This is a genomic window from Umezawaea sp. NPDC059074 (assembly GCF_042738955.1).
Taxonomy (GTDB): Bacteria; Actinomycetota; Actinomycetes; order Mycobacteriales; family Pseudonocardiaceae; genus Umezawaea.
The window spans coordinates 15,921-36,185 of sequence record NZ_JBHYHC010000094.1 but is presented as its reverse complement, the minus strand read 5'-3'; the positions used below and the strand labels follow the sequence as shown (position 1 = coordinate 36,185).

Here is a 20,265-nt window from a genome sequence, read left to right as displayed (position 1 = left end):
GCCCTGCCCGATCTCCAATTTTAAGGCCGAAATCCCCAAGTAAAATCGGCCACGGTTGCGGGCGGCCCGTAGCGTTCCGTAGCAGGTCAACAGGCACGTGCCGGTCCCGTAAGTAGGCGCCATGCTTGTGCCAGGTCCGTGCATGGTCGCCGGCCGGGCTCGGTTCAGCCGCGTCGGCCGTGTACTGCGAGGGCGATGGCCATTGCGAGTCTCTGGTCCGGGTTGTCCAAGGGCAGTGTTGTCACTTCTGCCATGCGTTGCATGCGGTAGCGCAACGTGTTGGGGTGTACCGAAAGTTCGCGTGCTGCTTCTCTTGCGTCGCCCTGGGCCGCTAGCCAGGCTCGCAGTGTCAGGGCGTATTGGGTTCCGTGTTCTCGGTCGTGTCTGAGCAATTCCGCTACTGGGCCGCGTGTTGGTAGGCGGCCGCTGTCTGCTGCGGCTGCCAGGCGTTCCAGGAGTACCTGGCTCCAGGCGGCGTCGTAGACGACTGGTTCCCCTGTCGACAGGGCTAGGCATTCGTCGGCTTCCTGGCGGGAGGACGACACCTGTATCGCGTCCGCTGGGCCGCCGATGCCTGCCAGGACCGTTGCCTCTGTTGGCATTTCGCGGGCCAGGTTGCGGACCCAGTCCTCGGCCGCTTCCGGGGAGTCGCCGCAGGGGACCACGGTGTAGAGGACGTTGCCGAACAGGGCGCTGCGGCCCGGTCTTGACCAGCCGAAGCCCGCTGTGGCGCGTTCGAAGGCCAGTAGTGCGGCTCCGTGGTCGGCGTCGCCCACGTGGGCCTGGACGGCGATCACCCTGAGGTCCACCAAGGGCAGTCCCAGTCTGGCCAGCGCCGCTGGTGCGCCGGACGGGGAGTCCAGGAGGGCGATCACGAGGTCGGCTTCGGCTTGGCGTTCCAGGTCGGCGCTGGCTCTGGCGCGGAGGAGGTGGAGGGCGGAGGTGCGGGCTCCGTCCACGAGTGCGGCTTCTCGTGCCGTGTCTACCGGGCCGTCGACTTCCACCCACACCGAGCCGAGCAGTTCACGGCCTGCGCGGACCGCCGCTACCAGGCGTGCACCCAGCTGCTCGGTCAAGCGGGGGACGTAGATGGGTTCGTCCGAGGCCGCGAGGTGGGCGAAGACGCCGTAGGTGTCGAGGGCCGCGCGGGCTTCCTCCGGGACCTTCCTGCCGAGGATCGTTTGCACTCGGACCTGGTCGACGTCCTGTTGGCGGTAGGAGTAGGCCAGGACTCGTGATTGCTGGTCCTCGATCGTGACCGGGCCGCCCACGACGGCGGCGATGGCGTCGGCGACCGCGAACAGGTCGCCGGAGCGTTGGCCGCCCATGACCAACGTCTGCGTGACCGACGCCAACTGGCTCCAGGGGACCGAGGGGTCGACCAGGAGGACCGCCGCGCCGGACTTGCGGGCTGCGGTGGTGACCTTCTCGTCCAGCGGGGGTCTGCCGTGCAGGACGACGACCGCGGCGTTCGTCGTGCCGACCAGGCGGGCCGCGGCGGCGGGGGAGGGGATGCCCAGTGCCAGCAGGACGTCATCGGGGGCGGTCGCCGTCTGCTCCGCCACGTCGTGCAGTGCCACGCCGCGCAGCTCCACGTCGCGGCCGCGAGGGGCGCAGCTCAGATGCGTGCCGAGACTTCCCAGCACGTCGACCAGCCGATCAAGGGCAACCACGACCGGATCCTAGGTCGGCCCTGTTGTGCAGACCCCTCTCCGGCGGGTGTTGGATGGGTATCGATAGTGGGACGATGAAAGTGGAGGTGGTGTCGTGAGCACATCCGAGCGTGACGACACCCCGGTGCTCATCACCGAGGCCGCTCTGTCCCTGGACGAGCAGCACAAGGCTCGGAAGCGGAAGTACGCGATCATGATGAGCGCGCGGATCCCGTGCATCGTCCTGGCGATGGTCTTCATCAACGTCTGGTGGCTCTCGGTCGCGTTCCTCGTGCTGTCGATCCCGCTGCCGTGGATGGCCGTGCTCATCGCGAACGACCGGCCGCCGCGCAAGTCCGAGAAGCCCAGCCGGTACGAGGTCGAGCGCAAGGCGCTCGAGTCGTCCGGCAAGGATCACCGGGTGATCGACGGCTGAGGCCCCACCAGGGTCACGGCCCTCGCGCTGGCCCTGATGCCGCCCAGCAGCGCCTCCCGCTTGGAGACGCCCCGCTGCCACGCGGCGAGGAAGCCCGCGTCGAACGCGTCGCCCGCGCCCGTCGAGTCGACGCACTCGACCAGTTCGGCCGGCACGGACACGATCTCGTCCTGGTCGACCCAGCTCGCGCCGTCCGCGCCGGACGTCACGACGACCGTGCCGACGACGTCCAGCAGCGCCTTCGCCGCGGCGGGGTCCGCCGAGCCGGTGAGCGCGATCAGCTCCTCCGCGTTGGGCATCAGGAAGTCGACACCGCGCACGTCGTTCAGGAACCCCTCGGGGTCGAGGTCCAGCAGCACGGACGCCTGCGGGTCGACCGACGTCGTCAGTCCCGCCTCGTGCGCCGCAGCCAACGCCGCCAGCGCGGCGGGGCGGGAGGAGGCGTCGAGCAGGACGTAGCCGGACAGGTGCAGGTGGGTCGCGTCCGCCAGCAGACCGGGATCCAGGTCGGCGGGGGAGAAGCGGGCGTTCGCGCCGCGGTCGGCCAGCATGCTGCGCTGGCCCTGCGGGTCGACCAGGCAGACGACGCAGCAGGTCGCGGCCTCCTGGTCGACGGCGAACGCGCAGCGCACGCCCGCCGCCGTCAGCTCGGCGTGCACTTGGCGGCCCGCGGAGTCCGCGCCCACCCGCGCCACGAGCACCGGCTGCGCGCCGCACTCGGCGAGCCACGCCGCCGTGTTCGCGCCCGCGCCGCCGGGTTCGATGGTCACGTTCGCCCGCACGTCGCCGCCGTGCGGGATGGGGCCGACGTGCCGGGCCACGACGTCGAGCCCGGCGTCGCCGACGACCACGATCGTCACGGCGCCAGCTCCACGGCGACCTCGGCCGCGAGCCTGGCGTTGGACATGACCAGCGCCTCGTTGGTGTCGAGGCTCACGCCGCCGCTGGCGCCGTGGAAGTGCTCCAGCAGCACCGGCGTCACGTTCTTGCCGTGCACGCCGCGGGTCTTCAGCAGCTCCAGGCCGTCCGCGAGCAGCCGGTCGTGCAGGTCGCGGTCCATCTCGAACTCGAACGGCACCGGGTTGGCCAGCAGCACCCCGGACCGGCCGGGAACGCGGTCGCGGTGCGCGGCCACGACAGCGGCGACGTGCTTCGGGTCGTCGACCCGCCACGGCACGTCGAACTCCGATTCCCGCAGGTAGAACGCGGGGAACCGGTCGACGCGGTAGCCGAGCACCGGCACCGAGCGGGTCTCCAACAGCTCCAGGGTCGCGCCGATGTCGAGCACCGACTTCACGCCCGAGCAGACGACCAGCACCGGCGTGGTGGCCAGGACGTCCAGGTCGGCCGAGACGTCCCACGAGTCGTGCGCGCCCCGGTGCACGCCGCCGAGCCCGCCGGTGGCGAACACGTGCACGCCCGCGGCGTCCGCGAGGGCCGCCGTGCTGGCGACCGTCGTCGCTCCGTCCTTGCCCAGCGCGTAGGCGGGCCCGAGGTCGCGGCGGGACAGTTTCACCAGGTCGTTGGCCGGATCGCAGACCCGGTCCAGCTCGTTGGTGCTCAACCCGACGACCGGGACGCCGCTGAGCACCGCGATCGTCGCGGGCACCGCGCCCGCCGCCCGCACGACCGCTTCCAGCCGTCCGGCGACCTCGCGGTTGCGGCCCGGCGGCAGCCCGTGGGCGAGGATGGTGCTCTCCAGCGCCACCACTGCCCGGTTCTCCGCCAACGCGTCGGCGACCTCTTCGGCGATCCTCGTAGTCGTCACAAGCGGTAATGATGCAACGGCCGACCCGCTAGGCCGAAAACGAGCGGTGGGGCATCATGGTGGGGTGAGCACTTTGACCCAGACGCTTCCGGAGACCGACGAGCGGTCCCAGGGCACCGACTCCACCGGTGACGACTCCCCGAAGATGTTCCACTACGTGCGCAAGGCCAAGATCGCGGAGAGCGCGGTCATGGGCACGCACGTCGTGGCGCTGTGCGGCGAGGTCTTCCCGGTCACCAAGTCGGCCAAGCCCGGCTCGCCGGTGTGCCCGGACTGCAAGAAGATCTACGACGGCCTGCCGCCCGGCGGCGACGACTAGGCACGGCTTCCGACGATCGGGGCGGGCGCACCTCAGGGAGGCCCGTCCCGATTCGTCGTTCCACCGGCAATTTAGTCACTGGAGATGACTATCTGGCTTGGTGACGTTATGGTGGACTCGTCAACCCCACGACGAGGAAGGCCACCACGATGGCGAAGACGGTCGAACTCACCAGGTTCCGCGTGCTGCCCGAGAAGGTCGACGACCTGCTGGCCGCCCGGCAGGCGATGCTGGCGGACTTCCGCGAGGACCGCGTCGGCTTCCTCGACGCCGAACTGGTCCGCCTGCCGAACGACGAGTGGCTCGACGTCGTGTGGTGGAGCACCCCGGAGGACTTCGCCGCCTCCCGCGCCAAGGGCCCCAACCGGCCGGGCATCGCCGCGTTCTTCGCCGCCATCGACTCGCTCGTCACCGCCGAGGAAGGTGTGACCGCGTGAGCCCCGTGGTCGTCTGCTTCGGCGACTCGCTGACCGAGGGCGTCGGGGCCGCCGCGGGCAACTCCTACCCGGACGTCCTGGCCCGCAGGCTCGGCACGAAGGTGTGGAACGCGGGCATCGCGGGCAACCGCCTGCTCGCCGATGGCTACGGGGACTCGGGCCTGGCGCGGTTCCGCCGCGACGCGCTCGACGTCCCCGACGTCACCCACGTGGTCGTGGAACTCGGCGTCAACGACCTCGGCATGGTCCCCGCGCCCACCGCGGACCAGCTCATCGCGGGCCTCACGACCCTGGCTCGCGCGGCTCGTGCCGCAGGCGTGCGGCCTCTGGGCGCGACGCTGCCGCCGACCGGTGGCACGCCGTTCGAGGGCTTCGACACCCCGGAACTCGAGCAGGCCAGGCAGGCCGTCAACGCGTGGGTCAGGACCACCGACGAGTTCGTCGCCGTGGTCGACGTGGATCTCGCGCTTCGCGACCCCGCCCACCCCGCTCGCTACCGCGCGGACCTCGACAGCGGCGACCACCTGCACCCGAACGACGCCGGAGCCGCGGCCATCGCCGGGTCGATCGACCTCGAAGTGTTCTCCTGACCGGACGACCCTAAGCTCCACCCATGGCCAGGTACTTCGATGTGCATCCGGACAACCCCCAGAAGCGGTCGATCAGCCAGGCCGTCGACCTGATCCGGAACGACGGCCTGATCGCCTACCCCACGGACTCGTGCTTCGCGCTCGGCTGCCAGCTGGGCAACCGGGCGGGCATCGACCGCATCCGGGAGATCCGCCACCTCGGCGACGGCCACCACTTCACCCTCGTGTGCCAGGACTTCGCCCAGCTCAGCCAGTTCGTCTACGTGGACAACGCGGCGTTCCGGGCGATCAAGGCCGCCACGCCGGGCAGCTACACGTTCATCCTCCCGGCGACGAAGGAAGTCCCGAAGCGGTTGATGCACCCGAAGAAGAAGACCGTCGGCGTCCGCATCCCCGACCACACCGTCGTCCAGGCGCTGCTGGCCGAACTCGGCGAACCCCTGCTGTCCAGCACGCTGCTGCTGCCGGACCAGGAGGAGCCGATGACCCAGGGCTGGGACATCAAGGAGCGGCTGGACAACGTGGTGGACGGCGTCATCGACTCCGGCGAGTGCGGCACCGTGCCCACGACGGTCATCGACTACTCCAGCGGTGAACCGGAGATCGTCCGCGTGGGCGCGGGGGACCCGAGCCGGTTCGAATAGCGCCGTCGCCACCCGTCCGGGGTTCCCCCGAACGGGTGGATAGGGTTGCGCGCTGGCGACGACCGAACCGTCGCCGCTCGGGACCCAAGAGGAGCACGACATGCCGACGTGGCATGAACTTCGAGAGCACGCACGCACGGCGTACACCCTGAACCAGGACGAGGAGACGTGGTTCTCCCTGCTCTGGTCCTTCGACTCGGGGCGGTCGCAGCAGGTCGTGGTCAGCCACTACCAGTCGTTCGACCAGGACTGGATCGAGTTCCGCAGCTACGTCTGCAAAGAGGCGGAGATGACCCCGCGGGTCGCCCTCCGCAAGAACGCGGAACTCGCACTCGGCGCGTTGGCCCTCGACGACGACGGCGACTACGTGCTCTCCCACAAGGCGGCGCTCGCCAGCCTCGACCCGGACGAGTTCGCCCTGCCGCTGCGGGTCCTCGCTCGCACCGCGGACGCGTTGGAGTCGCAGCACGCCGCACGGGACGACTTCTGATGGCGGACGGCGTGGGCGAGGTGTTCCTGCCCGCCGACTGGGTCGATCGACGCCCCGGTCCGAAGCACTGGACCACAGAGGCCCGCAGCGACGACCCGGCCGCCAGGGAGGTGCACGCCCCGACCGGCCAGGGCATCGGCGACGGCAAGGCGTTCCTGTTCCTGTTCGGCTACAAGACGACCAGTGAGCAGGACCGCGCGATGCTGGCCATGGAGCTGGCCGAGATCGACGACGACATCGCCGTCCTGCGGGACGCCGGGTACACCGTCGTCTTCGACCGGCAGGCGACCCGCGAGGACCTGCTGGAGGCGGTCGCGGGCACGGGCACCGGCGTCGAGGGGCTGACCCCGGCGGGCTTCTACTGGAGTTCGCACGGCGGCGCGGACGGCAGCTTGGAGTGCTGCGACGGCGCGACGGTGCGCCCCGACGACCTCGACCCGGCCACCGTCTCGCCCGGCCTGCGGCTGGCGATCCTCGGAGCCTGCTACGTCGGGGCCCACGCGCCGACCTGGCGCGCGGCGCTGGGCGGCCACCCGCTGGTGGCCGGGTGGGGCAGGCCGGTCACGCTCGAGCGCGCCGTCGACTTCCTCGAGGAGGGGCGGGAGTCCGACATCGGGCTGGACGACCTGGTCAAGCGGTGGCTGCTGACGGACGACCCGGTGCCCGCGAGCACTGGCACGTCGGGCCTGCCGCCCGCCGCCGTGGAGGGCGGTCGGACCGGTCGGCTGAAGAAGCGGATCGCGACGGTCGCGGAACACCTCGGCGCGGGCTGGGCGGAGCACGGCAACCACTACGACGTCAGCGTTCCGCTGCCGGACGGTCGCTCCCACGTCGTGCAGGTGTTCCTCGTCGACAGCGTCGAGCCGTACACCGAGGGCGAACTGCTCTGCGGGATGGAGGCGGAGGTCGGACCGACCTCGGCGCTGATCACGCCCGAGACCCTGCTCGCCGGGTCGGCGCGGCCGGGGTACGGGCGGGTCGCACTGGTCGCCGGGAAGACCGGCGTCCCGCAGATCGTCACCCAGTCGTTCACCCCGCTGACCGGGGCCTCGTCCCGGCACCTCGCCGCGCACTGCTACCAGGTGGCGCTCGCCGCGGACGCGCTGGAGTTCAGCGTCTTCGGGGCGGACGAGGGCTGACGCCGGTCAGCTCTGCGCGTTCTCCGGCGGCACCCGCAGCCTGGTCGTGGGCGTGGTGTCCGCCGGGGACGGCGCGGTGCCGAGGTCGGGCGAGGGGCCCTGCTCCGGCACCTTCGTCCCCAGGTTCTCGTCCGCGCGGATGCGCTCCGCCGTCCGCTCCATCTCCAGGCGCCGCCATCGTCGGCGCTGGCGGCGGGTCATCCGCGCGGGCCACATGTCCTGGATCGCGCTGTTGAAGTACGCGCCGATCGTGATGGCCAGGCCGATGAAGTACGCGAACAGCAGGAACGCGATCGGCGTGGCCAGAGCGCCGTACGTGTAGCCGGTGGTGGTGATCCACTGGATGTAGAGGCGCAGCCCGATCGACGACAGCAGGAACACCGCCATCGCCAGCACCGCCCCCGGCACCAACCGGTGCCAGGGCAGTTTCCTGGGCAGCGACAGCTTGTACAGCGTCGCCAGCGCCAGGATCAGCAGCACGGCGAGGCCGGGGTAGTAGAAGACGCCGATCCAGTACGACACGGTGTTCTGCCAGCTCGTGGGCAGGAACTGCGTGAGCAGGTCGGGGCCCAGCGCCAGCACCGGCAGGCCGACGATCAGCAGCACCAGGCTGGCCATGTACAGCAGCAGCGCGAAGATGCGCTGCCACACCTCGTTGCGGACGCCGTACTGGTCGTGGGCGACCGTGATCGCGTCCACGAACGACGACATCGCCGACGAGCCCGCCCACAGCGAGATCACGAAGCCGATCGAGACGATCTCGCCCTTGCCCGTCGTCAGGATCTGGTCGACGGTCGGTTCGATCACGCCCGACACGACGTCGCGGCTGAAGATCGTCCGGCAGAAGCCGATGATCTTCTCCTTGACCTGGCTCACGACCTCCGGGCCGAGCCAGTCGCCCAGGTAGCCCATGCTGCCGAGCAGGCCGAGCAGCAGCGGGGGGAACGAGAGGGTCTGCCAGAACGCGGCCTCGGCGGCCTCGGAGAACAGGTTGCCCTGCCACGCCTTCTTCAGCGTGCGCGCCACAAGACGCCCCGGCCCGCGCCGCAGCGGCTCTTGCGCGGTGGCGGGGGAGGCGTGCCTGGTGTCGTCCGTCGGCGAACCCATCTCAAGGTCAAGCATGGTGCATGGGGAGCGGTTCCGCGTCACTGACGGGCCGAACGCGGGCCGGGTTTCCGGTGAACAGCGGCGTGCCGGGGAGTCCGCGGCCGGACGGGACCTTCAACGGCTGCCTCCACCTGGTGAGTCCGGGGGACCCGGTGTTCCCCGCCCCCGGTATTCCCCGAACCGCGAGGACTAACCGCGAACCGCGGGGTCATCCGAGTTGTCCGGATTGCCCTCCGTCCCGACATCGGCGTGCCGAAACCCGTCCCCACGGTCTTGACCAGCGGTTCTTCCGCGTCAACGGGGGTGGAGGCGGCGTCGGTGTCGGGTGCCGCCGCCGCGAACGGGTAGGCTGAGGGACGCCCTCACCGGGCTCCTGGCGACGTCGCGGGACCACACCGGCCTGAGGGCATTCGACTGTCACAGCACACCTTTGACCTGCGCTGAAGGAGCGATGAGTTCGTGGCACAGCCCGACACGCAGGTTGTCGAGTCCCCGGTCGCCCAGCGCCCGCTCCGGGCGTGGCAGCGGCGAGCGCTGACGAAGTACCTGTCCGCGAAGCCGAAGGACTTCCTCGCCGTGGCGACGCCCGGCGCGGGCAAGACCACGTTCGGGCTGCGGGTCGCGGCCGAGCTGCTGGCCGACCGCACCGTCGAGTCGATCACCATCGTCGCGCCGACCGAGCACCTCAAGCACCAGTGGGCTCAGGCCGCGGCCGCCGTGGGCATCGCGATCGACTCGAACTTCCGCAACACCAACGCCGTCACCTCCCGCGACTACCACGGGGTCGCGGTGACGTACGCGCAGGTCGCGGCCCACCCGACGCTGCACAGGGTGCGCACCGAGAACCGCAAGACCCTGGTGATGCTGGACGAGGTCCACCACGGCGGCGACGCGAAGTCGTGGGGCGACGCCATCCGCGAGGCGTTCACGCCCGCCGTGCGCAGGCTGTCGCTGACCGGGACGCCGTTCCGCAGCGACGACTCGCCCATCCCGTTCATCTCCTACGCGCCGGGCGGCGACGGCCTGATGCGCAGCCAGCCCGACCACTCCTACGGCTACTCCGACGCGCTGCGCGACGGCGTGGTCCGGCCGGTGATCTTCCTGGCCTACTCCGGCGAGGCGAGCTGGCGGACCAGCGCGGGCGAGGAGTTCACCGCCCGCCTCGGCGAGCCGCTGACGACGGAGCAGACCGCGCGGGCGTGGCGCACGGCGCTGGACCCGAGCGGCGACTGGATCAAGTCGGTGATCATCTCCGCCGACATGCGCCTGACCCAGCTGCGCAACGGCGGCATGCCCGACGCCGGGGCCATGATCATCGCCACCGACCAGACCACCGCCAAGGCGTACGCCGAGGTGTTGCAGCGGGTCACGGGCCACACCGCGACCGTCGTGCTCTCCGACGACCCCAAGGCGTCGGGCCGCATCGCCGAGTTCTCCCAGACGACCGAGCGCTGGCTGATCGCGGTCCGGATGGTGTCCGAGGGCGTCGACGTGCCGCGGCTCGCCGTCGGCGTCTACGCCACCAGCTCGTCCACCCCGCTGTTCTTCGCCCAGGCCATCGGCCGGTTCGTGCGCCAGCGCGCGAAGGGCGAGACGGCCAGCGTGTTCCTGCCGAGCGTCCCGGTGCTGCTGGGGCTGGCCAGCGAGCTGGAGCAGCAGCGCGACCACATCCTCGGCAAGCCGCACCGCGAGAAGGACGGCTGGGACGACGAGCTCCTGGCCGACGCGAACCGCACCAAGGACGAGGAGGGCGAGGAGGAGAAGGCGTTCACCTCGCTCGGCGCCTCGGCCGAGCTGGACCAGGTCATCTACGACGGGTCCTCGTTCGGCACGGCCGCGTTCCACGGCAGCGACGACGAGCAGGAGTACCTGGGCCTCCCCGGCCTGCTGGAGCCCGACCAGGTGCGCGCGCTGCTGCGGCAGCGCCAGGAGCACCAGCTGGTCGAGGTCGCCAAGCGCAAGGCCGCCGAGCCGCCCGCCCCGCCGCGCGCCGCGCGCCCCCAGGGCGTGCAGGAGCAGCTGGCCGCGTTGCGCAAGGAGCTGAACACGCTCGTCGCGATGCACCACCACCGCACCAAGAAGCCGCACGGCAAGATCCACAACGCCCTGCGCGAGCACTGCGGCGGCCCGCCCACCGCCATGGCGACCATCGAGCAGCTCGAAGAGCGCATCGCCACCCTGCGGTCCTGGTAGCCCCTCGCGGATCGTTCGCCGTCCGTTCGCCGGGCGGTCGGATCGCGTCTTCCGCCCCGTCACGTCTCCGCACCAAATGAGACGGTCGACACACTACGCAACCGGTTAATGTGACCGAGCGTGACCCTGACATGCATTTGCAGTAGTCACATGTCGGCTCGGTTACCTCTCCGTTGCAGCATCGTGCCTTCTTTATCGATGCAGTGTGGTTCCGGTCACCCGGTCACAGGGCATACGTTGTGCGCCACAACATTTTCTGTCCGGTCCTCGGGCAGTGCAGTCTGAAAGGGATGGCGGATGCGCAGCAAGAGCCTCGCCCTCATCGCCGTAGGTACCGGCCTTGCCGTGGCCATGACGGCGTGCGGTGCCAACAGTTCGACCGGTGGGAGCAGCTCCACCGGCACCAGCGACACCGGTAGCGCGGCAGCCGGCGGCACGAAGGTCGGTGTGATCCTCCCGGAGACCGCCTCCTCCGCCCGTTGGGAGGGCTTCGACAAGCCCCTCCTCACCGCCGCGCTCAAGGCCGAAGGCCTGGACGCCGACATCCAGAACGCCCAGGGTGACGTCCAGAAGTTCTCGACCCTCGCCGACGGCATGATCAACGCCGGTGTCAAGGTCCTGATCATCGCGTCCCCGGACTCCTCCGTGGGTGCCGCGGTGGCCGCCAAGGCCGACGCGCAGGGCATTCCGGTCATCGACTACGACCGCCTGAACCTGGGTGGCACGTCGAAGTACTACGTGTCCTTCGACAACGTGAAGGTCGGCACGCTCCAGGGCCAGGGCATGGCCACGGCGCTGAAGGACAAGAAGGGCGCCGAGGTCATCCAGATCGAGGGCGCCCCGACCGACAACAACGCCACCCTGTTCACCCAGGGCCAGGAGTCGGTGCTCAAGCCGCTGTACACCTCCGGCGACCTGAAGCTCGTCCAGTCCCAGCCGATCGACAACTGGGACAACCAGAAGGGCGGCCAGGTCTTCGAGCAGATCCTGACCGGCAACGGCCAGAAGGTGGACGGCGTCGTCGCCGCCAACGACGGCCTCGCGGGCGCCGTGATCACCGTGCTGAAGAAGTTCGGCCTCAACGGCAAGGTGCCGGTCACCGGCCAGGACGCCACCCCGGACGGCCTCCAGGCCGTGCTCCGCGGCGACCAGTACATGACCGTCTTCAAGCCGATCAAGTCCGAGGCCGAGGCCACCGCGAAGCTCGCGGGCCTGCTCGCCAAGGGTGACACCGCGGGCGCCGACAAGATCGCCACCGGCACCACCAAGGACACCAAGGGCAACCGCGACGTGAAGTCCGTGCTCCTGGACGCCCAGCTCATCACCAAGGACAAGGTCAAGTCCGTTGTGGACGCGGGCGCCGTCAAGGCCTCCGAGATCTGCGTCGCCGACCTGGCGGCCGTCTGCACCGAGCTCGGCATCAAGTAGCCAGCAGCTTCACCGCAACCGCCGCGGCGGGTGCCAGCCCCCGACTGGCGCCCGCCGCGGTTTCCGCCGGAATACCCAGGTTTTGGAGGACAGCCGTGAGCGAGCCGATTCTCGAGCTGCGCGGCATCAACAAGAGCTTCGGACCAGTGCACGTGCTGCACGACGTCGACTTCACCGTGCGGGCCGGAGAGGTCACCGCGCTCGTGGGTGACAACGGCGCGGGCAAGTCCACCATGGTCAAGTCCATCGCCGGCATCCACCCGATCGACTCGGGCGAAGTGCTGTTCGAAGGCCAGCCGGTCACCATCCACAGCCCGCGCGAGGCGGCCGAGTACGGCATCGAGGTCGTGTACCAGGACCTCGCGCTGTGCGAGAACCTGGACATCGTCCAGAACATGTTCCTCGGCCGGGAGCGCGGCAAGTACGGGCTGCTCGACGAGTCCGACATGGAGCAGGCCGCCCGCAAGACGCTCGCCTCGCTGTCCGTGCGCACGGTGAAGTCCGTCCGCACCTCCGTCGCGTCGCTCTCCGGCGGCCAGCGGCAGACCGTGGCGATCGCCAAGTCCGTGCTCTGGGACAGCAAGGTCGTGCTCCTCGACGAGCCGACCGCCGCACTCGGCGTGGCGCAGACCCGCCAGGTGCTCGACCTGGTCCGCAGGCTCGCCGAACAGGGCCTCGGCGTGGTGCTCATCAGCCACAACATGAACGACGTCTTCGAGGTGTCCGACCGCATCGCGTGCCTGTACCTGGGCCGGATGGCGGCGCAGGTGCCGACCAAGGACGTCACCCACGGACAGGTGGTCGAGCTGATCACCGCTGGTCGCTCCGGCGACCTGGGCATCGCCCGCCCGGAAACCGCGACCATCTGATGCCTGAGGACCTGAACATGACCGACACACCCACCGGTGAGAAGGCTCCCGAGACCGGGGCCATTTCCGACTTCGGCATCGACACGACCTCCAAGTCCGCAGGCGAGGCGTTGCGGGAGTACGTGGCCAAGGTCCGCGGCGGCGACTTCGGCTCGCTGCCCGCCTTGCTCGGCCTGCTCGTGCTGGTGATCTTCTTCAGCTCGCAGTCCGACACCTTCCTGACACTCGGCAACATCGCGAACCTGCTGGCGCAGGGCGCGGGCATCGTGATCATCGCGATGGGCCTCGTCTTCGTGCTGCTGCTCGGCGAGATCGACCTGTCCGCGGGCACCGCGTCCGGCGTGGCCGCCTCCGTGATGGCGCTGCACCTGGTCCAGAACGGCAACATGCTGACCGCGTTCGGCGACACGGTGTTCTACATCGTGCTCGTCTTCCTCGTGCTCGCCGCCGTCCTCTCCGCGCTGCTGCGCATCTGGCCCGGCGTGGTCCTCCCCGTCGTCGGCCTCGTCATCCTGCTGCTCGGCGTCCCGCCGAACGCGTGGATCGAGATGCTGCTGGCGCTGTGCATCGGCACCGCGATCGGCAGCCTCACCGGCTACCTGGTCGCCAAGGTCGGCATCCCGTCGTTCGTCGTGACCCTGGCCCTGTTCCTCGCCTGGGGCGGTGTCGTCCTCCAGTTCATCGGCCAGGGCGGCACGCTGCCCATCCGCAACAGCGAGGTGCTGTTCAAGGTCGCCAACGGCAACCTCGGCACCACGAGCAGCTGGATCCTGTTCCTGATCGCCGCCGGTGGCTACGCCGCCGTCGTGCTCAACCGGCACTTCGGCAGGCTGCGCAAGGGCCTCGTCGCCCAGCCGACCCCGCTCGTCCTGATCAAGGTCGGCCTGGTCGTCGTGCTCAGCGCGGTCGCCACCCTGCTGCTCACCCAGAACCGCGCGGTCAACCCGACCGTGACGATCCTGGGCGTGCCGTACGTGGTGCCGATCGTCCTGGCGCTGCTCACCCTCGGCACGTTCGTGCTGGACCGCACCCAGTACGGCAGGCACATCTACGCGGTCGGCGGCAACGCCGAGGCGGCCCGCCGCGCCGGTATCAACGTGCCGAAGATCCGCATGAGCGTCTTCGTGATCTGCTCGTCGGTCGCCGCTCTCGGCGCCATCGTGTACTCCTCGAAGGTCGGCTCGGTCGCCCCCAGTTCCGGTGGCGGCAACACGCTGCTGTTCGCGGTCGGCGCCGCGGTCATCGGTGGCACCTCGCTGTTCGGCGGCAAGGGCCGTCTGCGCGACGCGGTCATCGGTGGCGCGGTCATCGCGATCATCGAGAACGGCCTGGGCCTGCTCAAGCAGGAGGCCGCGGTGGTCTCCATCGTCACCGGCCTCGTGCTGCTCCTGGCCGCCAGCGTGGATGCGCTGTCGCGTCGTCGTTCGGCCGCTTCCTAGCGACGGTGACATCACCGACCGCGGGAGCCCGGCCCGACGAGGTCCGCAGGCACAACCGCACGGCGCTCCTGCGCCGGTTGCACGTCGACGGTCCGTCCACCAGGGCGTCGCTGGCGGCTGAGCTGGGGCTCAACCGCAGCACGATCAAAGCCCTGGTGGACGGCCTGGCCGAGACCGGAGTCGTCGCCGAACGGGTACCCGCGCAACGCAGCGGGGCCGGACGGCCCTCGCTGCTGGTCCTTCCCCAGCCCCACGCCGCCGTCGTCCTGGCCATCGACATCCGTGTCGAGCAGGTGGCCATGGCGATGGTGGGGCTGGGCGGGGAGATCATCGGCAGGGACAGCTGGAACCTGCACACCCGCACCCGCGATCCTCGCGAGGTCATCACCCACATCGTCGAGTCGGCGAAACTCCTCACGGACGAACTGGACCTCCAACCGGTAGCCGTGGGCGTCTCCGTCTCGGGCGTGGTCCGCCGCTCCGACGGCTGGGTCCACGAGGCACCGAACCTGCACTGGACCAACGTCGCACTGGGCGAACGCCTCAGCGCGGTCATGGGCCTCCCAGTACAGGTCGGAAACGACGCCGAGCTGGGCGCACTCGCCGAACACGTCCGCGGCGCGGCACGCGGAGCGTCGGACATGGTCTACATCTCCGCGGACGTGGGCGTGGGAGGCGGCGTGATCTCCAACGGCACCCCCTTGCGCGGCACAGGCGGCTACGTGGGCGAACTGGGACACATGGTCGTACGCCCAGGAGGCCTACCGTGCTACTGCGGCTGTGAGGGCTGCTGGGAGACCGAGGTAGGCGAAGCGGCCCTGTGCCGCGCCCTAGCCCTACCAGCGAACGCCTCCCGCGGCGCGGTAGTAGCGGAACTGCGCTCCCTGGCAGCAGACCCCGACAGCGTCATGCACCGCCTGGGCGAGTTCACGGAATGGCTGGCAGTAGGCCTGGTAACCGTGGTCAACATGCTGGGCCCGGAACTGGTGGTGCTGGGCGACCTCTTCACCGCCCTACCGGAACCAGTGGTGGCAGAGGTCAGATCGGTGGTGCAACGCCGCAGCCTGGTCAGCAGAGCAGTAGGCGGCACCCGCATCGTCAGCTCCCCCTTGGGCAGAGACGCCAAACTGGTAGGCGCAGCCGAAGCAGCCTTCGAACCCGTACTGGGCACGGTTTAGCTACAGCCCAAGATCAACGCCCAACTCCAGTGCCGCATGACTGCCGAGCCGACCAGACCAGCTCTAGCGCTGCATGACTGCCCGGCCGACCAGACCGGCTCTAGAGCTGCATGACTACCTACTTGACCTGCGGCGACGCGAAGCGTGGCCGATTTTACTTGGGGGATTTGGCCCTTAAAATTTGTCGGGCTTCCGGCTTCTACACCTGCCGTTTTGGCCCGACAAAGGGTCAAATCTAGGGGCCCCAAGTCAAATCGGCCACATCACGCTGGAAGTCTCCGTTGCTGACCGACCCCGCTGGAAGCAGCAGTCGCAGTCCGGACCCGGCTGGAAGCAGCAGTCGCAGTCCGGACCCGGCTGGAAGCAGCGTCGCAGTCCGGACCCGGCTGGAAGCAGCAGTCACAGTCCGGACCCCGCTAAGCAGCACAGCCCCCAGAAACGCGAGGGGGGCGGGGATCCCCGAAAGGATCCCCGCCCCGGAACGGCAAGGGTGCTTGAGGGCCACACACGGCCCCGATTGTTAGCCCTGCTGCAGTTCGGCAGCGAGCTCGCGCAGCTTCGTGCTGTGCTCGCGGGCGTGGTGCCCGCAGAACAGCAGTTCGCCCCCGGAGGGGAGTACGGCGCGAACCTGGGCAGCAGCCCCGCAGCGGTCGCAGCGGTCGGCAGCGGTCAACTCGGGGCGGGTGAGCGTGGGTGTAGTCATTAGAGTCTCCCTCCGTCCCGGCACCGAGGATTTCGGTGCCCTCTTACCAAGCTGCGACCACTACGCATCTGGCTGGTGCGCGGTGCTCGCTGGCTCCACTCTCTCAGACGTTCGCGCGGAAGTCAGTGTTCCCGTCGACGTGGCGACGCGCGTCACTCGCGATTTACCCACTCGTCGGTGTGTCGAACCGTCCCGAACGCCGAATCGCGGGGTTCAACATCACTTTCCGCAGTCGTGGCAACGCTTTCAGACCAGGCGTTTTGGCCGCCGCAGGCCTCGGATTGCTCCAAGTGGTGGGACCCGTGCGGCCGTTGGTGTGATCGATAACACTTTGGTCAGCTCACAGCGAACAAGGCCCTCGGTTCCACCATTCGGACGCGGATCTTGTCGTTAACCGGGTGTTCGGAGACCGTCCCGTGACCTCGTCCGTCCACTTTCGAGGCCCGCAAGACGCCATCCGCGCCCGATTCGCCCGCTTCCCCACGAGTTCCGCTCCACCGGGGCTCCACCACGACCCGAGAACCCGACCCCAGAACACGGTGAAGGCCCCGCACCGGAGTGCGGGGCCTTCACCGGGAAGCGCTTAGTCCAGGTAGTCGCGCAGGACCTGCGAGCGCGACGGGTGGCGCAGCTTCGACATCGTCTTCGACTCGATCTGCCGGATCCGCTCACGGGTGACCCCGTAGACCTGGCCGATCTCGTCCAGCGTCCGCGGCTGGCCGTCGGTGAGGCCGAAGCGCAGCCGGACCACGCCGGCCTCGCGCTCGGACAGTGTCGCGAGGACCGACTGGAGCTGGTCCTGCAGCAGCGTGAACGACACCGCGTCCACGGCCACGACGGCCTCGGAGTCCTCGATGAAGTCGCCGAGCTGGCTGTCGCCCTCGTCGCCGATCGTCTGGTCCAGCGAGATGGGCTCCCGAGCGTACTGCTGGATCTCCAGCACCTTCTCGGGGGTGATGTCCATTTCCTTGGCGAGCTCCTCGGGCGTGGGCTCGCGGCCCAGGTCCTGCAGGAGTTCACGCTGTATGCGGCCGAGCTTGTTGATGACCTCCACCATGTGCACCGGGATGCGGATGGTGCGGGCCTGGTCGGCCATCGCGCGGGTGATGGCCTGGCGGATCCACCACGTCGCGTAGGTCGAGAACTTGTAGCCCTTGGTGTAGTCGAACTTCTCGACCGCGCGGATCAGACCGAGGTTGCCCTCCTGGATCAGGTCCAGGAACGCCATGCCGCGGCCGGTGTAGCGCTTGGCCAGCGAGACGACGAGGCGGAGGTTGGCCTCCAGCAGGTGGTTCTTGGCGCGCTCGCCGTCGCGGACGATCCACCGCAGGTCGCGGCGCATCTGCGGGGTGAGCTTCTCGTTCTCGTCCTCGGCCCGGCGCACCCGCTCCGCCGCGTAGAGGCCCGCCTCGATCCGCTTGGCGAGTTCGACCTCCTCCTCGGCGTTGAGGAGCGCGACCTTGCCGATCTGCTTCAGGTAGGCGCGGACGGAGTCGGCGGAGGCGGTGAGCTCGGCGTCCTTGCGGGCCTGCCGCAGGGCCTCCGACTCCTCCTCGTCCCAGACGAAGTCGCCCTCGCCGGGCTTCTTCTCGTCCTCGGCCTCTTCGGGTTCGTCGACGACGGGCTCGTCGACGATGACCACGTCCTCGCCGAGGTCCTCGTCACCGGGCGCCACTTCGAGGTCGTCCGGCTCGTCGCCGTCCTTCTTCGCCTTGGCGGGTCCGGCCTTGGCGGCGGTCTTGCGAGGCGCCTTGGCCGCCGTCTTGCCAGCCGCCGCAGTCTTCGCCGCGGCGGGCTTGCGAGCCGGAGCCTTGCGGGCCGAGGCGGCCTTGGGGGTCTCCTCAGACTCACCGGCTGCGGCCGAGGTCGTCTTCGCGGCGCTCGTGGTGCTCGAGCGTCGGGTTGCGGTTTCTGCGGCTGCCACGTACGCCCTTTCGCGACTGTCGATCACGGCGATCCGAAGGGCGCGAAACCTCGGACGCCAGAGTTCGGGGGAGAGCCCGCCGAAGCCATCCGGCGGGGCACCGTTCCATTGTAACGACGAGAATCGCGTGCTGTTGCGCCCCGCTCGCTTAAGAGGGGGTTGAACAGGTGTTCCCGCAGCTAGATCGAGTAAGGGATTTTCCGGATCAGTGCCTGATCCCGTGCGCGGCGGCGGCCGCGGCGCCCACGATGCCCGCGTCGTTCTTCAACGCCGCGGCGACGACTTCGGTGCGCACTTCGAGGAGCGGCAACCACTTGTCGGCCTTCTTGCTGACCCCGCCGCCCGCGATCACCAGATCCGGCCACACGAGGTTCTCCAGGACCGTGATGTAGCGCGAGACCCGCGGCGCCCACTCGGCCCAGGACAGGCCCTTGTCCTCCTTGACCGACGCGGCCGCCTTCGACTCGGCGTCGTGGCCGTCGACCTCGAGGTGGCCGAACTCCGTGTTGGGGACGAGCTTGCCGTCGAGGAACACCGCGCTGCCGATGCCGGTGCCGAACGTCAGCAGCACCACGAGGCCGTCGCGGTCGCGTCCGACGCCGTAGCGCATCTCCGCCATCCCGGCCGCGTCGGCGTCGTTGAGCACGACGACCTCCTCGACCGGCTTCCCGAGCCGCTTCGCGAACAGAGCGCGCGCGTCCGTGTCCACCCACTGCTTGGACACGTTGGCCGCCGTCAGCGCGACCCCGTGCTTGACCACGCACGGCAGCGTGATGCCGACCGGACCGGTCCACTCGAACTTCGCGACGATGTCGGCGACCACCTCGGCCACCGCCTCGGGCGTCGACGGCTGGGGCGTGGTGATGCGCAGCCGCTCACCGTCCAGTGCGCCTGCTTCCAGGTCGACCAGGCCGCCCTTGATGCCGGAGCCACCGATGTCCACACCGAACCCGCGGGTAATGCCCATCCCCGATGGCCTTCCTACTCGATTCAGTAACCGTGGCCGCAGACACTAGCCTGAGCACACCGGATAGTCCCGCGAGAGTGACGTAGGTGGAACAGTTGAGTTTCGATCCTCGCCCGCTGGTGGACGTCGCGGTGACCGTCGCCCGCGAGGCCGCCGACCTCGTCCTGCGCACCCGGCACGCCGCCGTGACGGCCCAGGTGGACACCAAGAGCACCGCCACCGACGTCGTCACCGAAGCCGACAGGGCCTCTGAGCAGCTCGTTCGCGACCGCTTGGCGGTGCTGCGCCCCGGCGAGCCGGTCATCGGCGAGGAGGAGGGCGGGAGCGCCGCCGTCGAGGGCCTCACCTGGGTGGTCGACCCGATCGACGGAACCGTGAACTACCTGTACGGCCTACCGTGGTACTCCGTCTCGATCGCCGCGCAGCTCGACGGCGTGTCGGTCGCGGGCGCGGTGCTGGAACCGGTCAGCGGTCGCGTGTGGACGGCCGCCCGCGGCCACGGCTCGTACCTGGACGGCGTGCGCCTCGGCGTGTCCGGCGTGACCCGGCTGGAGCTGTCGCTCATCGGCTACGGGTTCGCCTACCGGCCGGAACGGCGGCAGCGGCAGGCCACCACGTGGGCCGCGCTGTCGACGCGGGTCCGGGACATCCGCCGCGCGGGCGCGGCCTCGCTCGACCTGTGCTCGGTCGCCGCGGGGTGGCTGGACGGCTACGCCGAACACGCGCTCGGCCGCTGGGACTGGGCCGCGGGCGCGCTGGTGGCCAGCGAGGCCGGAGCCGTCGTCCGCCTCCCCGGCGAAGACCCGGAACTGGGCGCGGACGCCACGTTCGCGGCCGCGCCGGGCATCGCCGACAACCTCCGCAATGCGTTGGTGGAGTGCGACTTCGGCTTGGTGTGATCGGCTTTCCGGCACCTGCGGAGACCCGAAGTCCGATCCTGGCGACGGCGTGTCGCGCGGACGGCGAAACAGGCGCGGGTGGT

20 protein-coding genes are annotated in these 20,265 nt (G+C 69.7%); 13 read left to right on the top strand and 7 right to left on the bottom strand.

Annotation, left to right across the window (positions count from 1 at the left end):
* Window positions 1-164: 164 nt before the first annotated feature.
* On the bottom strand, window positions 165-1,673 hold the full coding sequence (locus ACFWW9_RS32430) for a PucR family transcriptional regulator (protein ID WP_390385835.1): 1,509 nt from the start codon (window positions 1,671-1,673) through the stop codon (window positions 165-167).
* A 94-nt stretch (window positions 1,674-1,767) separates the two neighbouring features.
* On the opposite strand from ACFWW9_RS32430, the gene ACFWW9_RS32425 reads away from it, so the two are divergent.
* On the top strand, window positions 1,768-2,088 hold the full coding sequence (locus ACFWW9_RS32425; RefSeq protein ID WP_390385833.1) for a DUF3099 domain-containing protein: 321 nt from the start codon (window positions 1,768-1,770) through the stop codon (window positions 2,086-2,088).
* On the opposite strand, the gene ACFWW9_RS32420 is transcribed toward ACFWW9_RS32425, so the two are convergent.
* The gene (locus tag ACFWW9_RS32420; protein WP_390385831.1) at window positions 2,067-2,948 is read right to left on the bottom strand and encodes a carbohydrate kinase family protein; all 882 of its coding nucleotides are present in this window, start codon (window positions 2,946-2,948) and stop codon (window positions 2,067-2,069) included. The genes ACFWW9_RS32425 and ACFWW9_RS32420 overlap by 22 nt on opposite strands.
* Window positions 2,945-3,856 (bottom strand): pseudouridine-5'-phosphate glycosidase, encoded by a 912-nt coding sequence (locus ACFWW9_RS32415; RefSeq protein WP_390385829.1) that lies wholly within the window; start codon window positions 3,854-3,856, stop codon window positions 2,945-2,947. Before ACFWW9_RS32415 ends, ACFWW9_RS32420 begins: the two co-directional genes overlap by 4 nt.
* A gap of 64 nt (window positions 3,857-3,920) precedes the next feature.
* Between ACFWW9_RS32415 and ACFWW9_RS32410 the strand changes: the two genes are divergently transcribed.
* From ACFWW9_RS32410 to ACFWW9_RS32385, 6 genes are all read left to right on the top strand, one after another.
* Entirely contained in the window at window positions 3,921-4,175 is a 255-nt protein-coding gene (locus ACFWW9_RS32410; RefSeq protein ID WP_245887506.1) for a DUF3039 domain-containing protein, read from the top strand.
* A 149-nt stretch (window positions 4,176-4,324) separates the two neighbouring features.
* On the top strand, window positions 4,325-4,612 hold the full coding sequence (locus ACFWW9_RS32405) for an antibiotic biosynthesis monooxygenase (protein WP_390385827.1): 288 nt from the start codon (window positions 4,325-4,327) through the stop codon (window positions 4,610-4,612).
* Window positions 4,609-5,202, top strand: coding sequence for a GDSL-type esterase/lipase family protein (locus ACFWW9_RS32400; RefSeq protein WP_390385825.1), 594 nt, complete (start codon window positions 4,609-4,611; stop codon window positions 5,200-5,202). Before ACFWW9_RS32405 ends, ACFWW9_RS32400 begins: the two co-directional genes overlap by 4 nt.
* A gap of 23 nt (window positions 5,203-5,225) precedes the next feature.
* Entirely contained in the window at window positions 5,226-5,846 is a 621-nt protein-coding gene (locus tag ACFWW9_RS32395; RefSeq protein WP_390385823.1) for an L-threonylcarbamoyladenylate synthase, read from the top strand.
* Between the two features lie 100 nt (window positions 5,847-5,946).
* Complete coding sequence (locus ACFWW9_RS32390; protein ID WP_390385821.1) at window positions 5,947-6,336, top strand: hypothetical protein; 390 nt, start codon at window positions 5,947-5,949, stop codon at window positions 6,334-6,336.
* Window positions 6,336-7,475, top strand: a complete 1,140-nt coding sequence (locus ACFWW9_RS32385) for a hypothetical protein (protein WP_390385819.1) — start codon at window positions 6,336-6,338, stop codon at window positions 7,473-7,475. The genes ACFWW9_RS32390 and ACFWW9_RS32385 overlap by 1 nt, the downstream gene beginning before the upstream one ends.
* Window positions 7,476-7,481: 6 nt before the next feature.
* Here the strand turns inward: ACFWW9_RS32385 and ACFWW9_RS32380 are convergent, their stop codons facing one another.
* Complete coding sequence (locus ACFWW9_RS32380; RefSeq protein WP_390385817.1) at window positions 7,482-8,597, bottom strand: YihY/virulence factor BrkB family protein; 1,116 nt, start codon at window positions 8,595-8,597, stop codon at window positions 7,482-7,484.
* Window positions 8,598-9,041: 444 nt separating this feature from the next.
* On the opposite strand from ACFWW9_RS32380, the gene ACFWW9_RS32375 reads away from it, so the two are divergent.
* The 5 genes from ACFWW9_RS32375 (at window position 9,042) to ACFWW9_RS32355 (ending at window position 15,689) form a co-directional block, all read left to right on the top strand.
* Entirely contained in the window at window positions 9,042-10,775 is a 1,734-nt protein-coding gene (locus tag ACFWW9_RS32375; RefSeq protein WP_390385815.1) for a DEAD/DEAH box helicase, read from the top strand.
* 297 nt (window positions 10,776-11,072) lie between these two features.
* Entirely contained in the window at window positions 11,073-12,203 is a 1,131-nt protein-coding gene (locus tag ACFWW9_RS32370) for a sugar ABC transporter substrate-binding protein (RefSeq protein ID WP_390385813.1), read from the top strand.
* A gap of 95 nt (window positions 12,204-12,298) precedes the next feature.
* The gene (locus ACFWW9_RS32365) at window positions 12,299-13,072 is read left to right on the top strand and encodes an ATP-binding cassette domain-containing protein (RefSeq protein WP_390385811.1); all 774 of its coding nucleotides are present in this window, start codon (window positions 12,299-12,301) and stop codon (window positions 13,070-13,072) included.
* Between the two features lie 17 nt (window positions 13,073-13,089).
* Entirely contained in the window at window positions 13,090-14,511 is a 1,422-nt protein-coding gene (locus ACFWW9_RS32360) for a sugar ABC transporter permease (RefSeq protein ID WP_390385809.1), read from the top strand.
* Window positions 14,512-14,516: 5 nt separating this feature from the next.
* Entirely contained in the window at window positions 14,517-15,689 is a 1,173-nt protein-coding gene (locus tag ACFWW9_RS32355) for an ROK family protein (RefSeq protein ID WP_390385807.1), read from the top strand.
* Between the two features lie 520 nt (window positions 15,690-16,209).
* Here the strand turns inward: ACFWW9_RS32355 and ACFWW9_RS32350 are convergent.
* From ACFWW9_RS32350 to ppgK, 3 genes are all read right to left on the bottom strand, one after another.
* Window positions 16,210-16,392 (bottom strand): hypothetical protein, encoded by a 183-nt coding sequence (locus tag ACFWW9_RS32350; protein ID WP_106196729.1) that lies wholly within the window; start codon window positions 16,390-16,392, stop codon window positions 16,210-16,212.
* A gap of 583 nt (window positions 16,393-16,975) precedes the next feature.
* On the bottom strand, window positions 16,976-18,316 hold the full coding sequence (locus tag ACFWW9_RS32345; RefSeq protein WP_390385805.1) for an RNA polymerase sigma factor: 1,341 nt from the start codon (window positions 18,314-18,316) through the stop codon (window positions 16,976-16,978).
* Between the two features lie 205 nt (window positions 18,317-18,521).
* Window positions 18,522-19,283 carry a polyphosphate--glucose phosphotransferase gene (gene ppgK, locus ACFWW9_RS32340; protein ID WP_390385803.1) on the bottom strand — a complete coding sequence of 254 codons (762 nt, stop codon included), beginning with the start codon at window positions 19,281-19,283 and terminating at the stop codon, window positions 18,522-18,524.
* A gap of 95 nt (window positions 19,284-19,378) precedes the next feature.
* Here ppgK and ACFWW9_RS32335 point away from each other — a divergent pair, with 95 nt between their 5' ends.
* Window positions 19,379-20,182, top strand: coding sequence for an inositol monophosphatase family protein (locus tag ACFWW9_RS32335; RefSeq protein WP_390385801.1), 804 nt, complete (start codon window positions 19,379-19,381; stop codon window positions 20,180-20,182).
* Window positions 20,183-20,265 lie beyond the last annotated feature (83 nt).

Coding starts and splice junctions, on each gene's coding strand:
- ACFWW9_RS32405 (WP_390385827.1), top strand. CDS start 4,325: ATGGCGAAGACGGTCGAACTCACCAGGTTCCGCGTGCTGCCCGAGAAG.
- ACFWW9_RS32395 (WP_390385823.1), top strand. CDS start 5,226: ATGGCCAGGTACTTCGATGTGCATCCGGACAACCCCCAGAAGCGGTCG.
- ACFWW9_RS32390 (WP_390385821.1), top strand. CDS start 5,947: ATGCCGACGTGGCATGAACTTCGAGAGCACGCACGCACGGCGTACACC.
- ACFWW9_RS32385 (WP_390385819.1), top strand. CDS start 6,336: ATGGCGGACGGCGTGGGCGAGGTGTTCCTGCCCGCCGACTGGGTCGAT.
- ACFWW9_RS32380 (WP_390385817.1), bottom strand. CDS start 8,597: ATGCTTGACCTTGAGATGGGTTCGCCGACGGACGACACCAGGCACGCC.
- ACFWW9_RS32370 (WP_390385813.1), top strand. CDS start 11,073: ATGCGCAGCAAGAGCCTCGCCCTCATCGCCGTAGGTACCGGCCTTGCC.
- ACFWW9_RS32360 (WP_390385809.1), top strand. CDS start 13,090: ATGACCGACACACCCACCGGTGAGAAGGCTCCCGAGACCGGGGCCATT.
- ACFWW9_RS32350 (WP_106196729.1), bottom strand. CDS start 16,392: ATGACTACACCCACGCTCACCCGCCCCGAGTTGACCGCTGCCGACCGC.
- ppgK (WP_390385803.1), bottom strand. CDS start 19,283: ATGGGCATTACCCGCGGGTTCGGTGTGGACATCGGTGGCTCCGGCATC.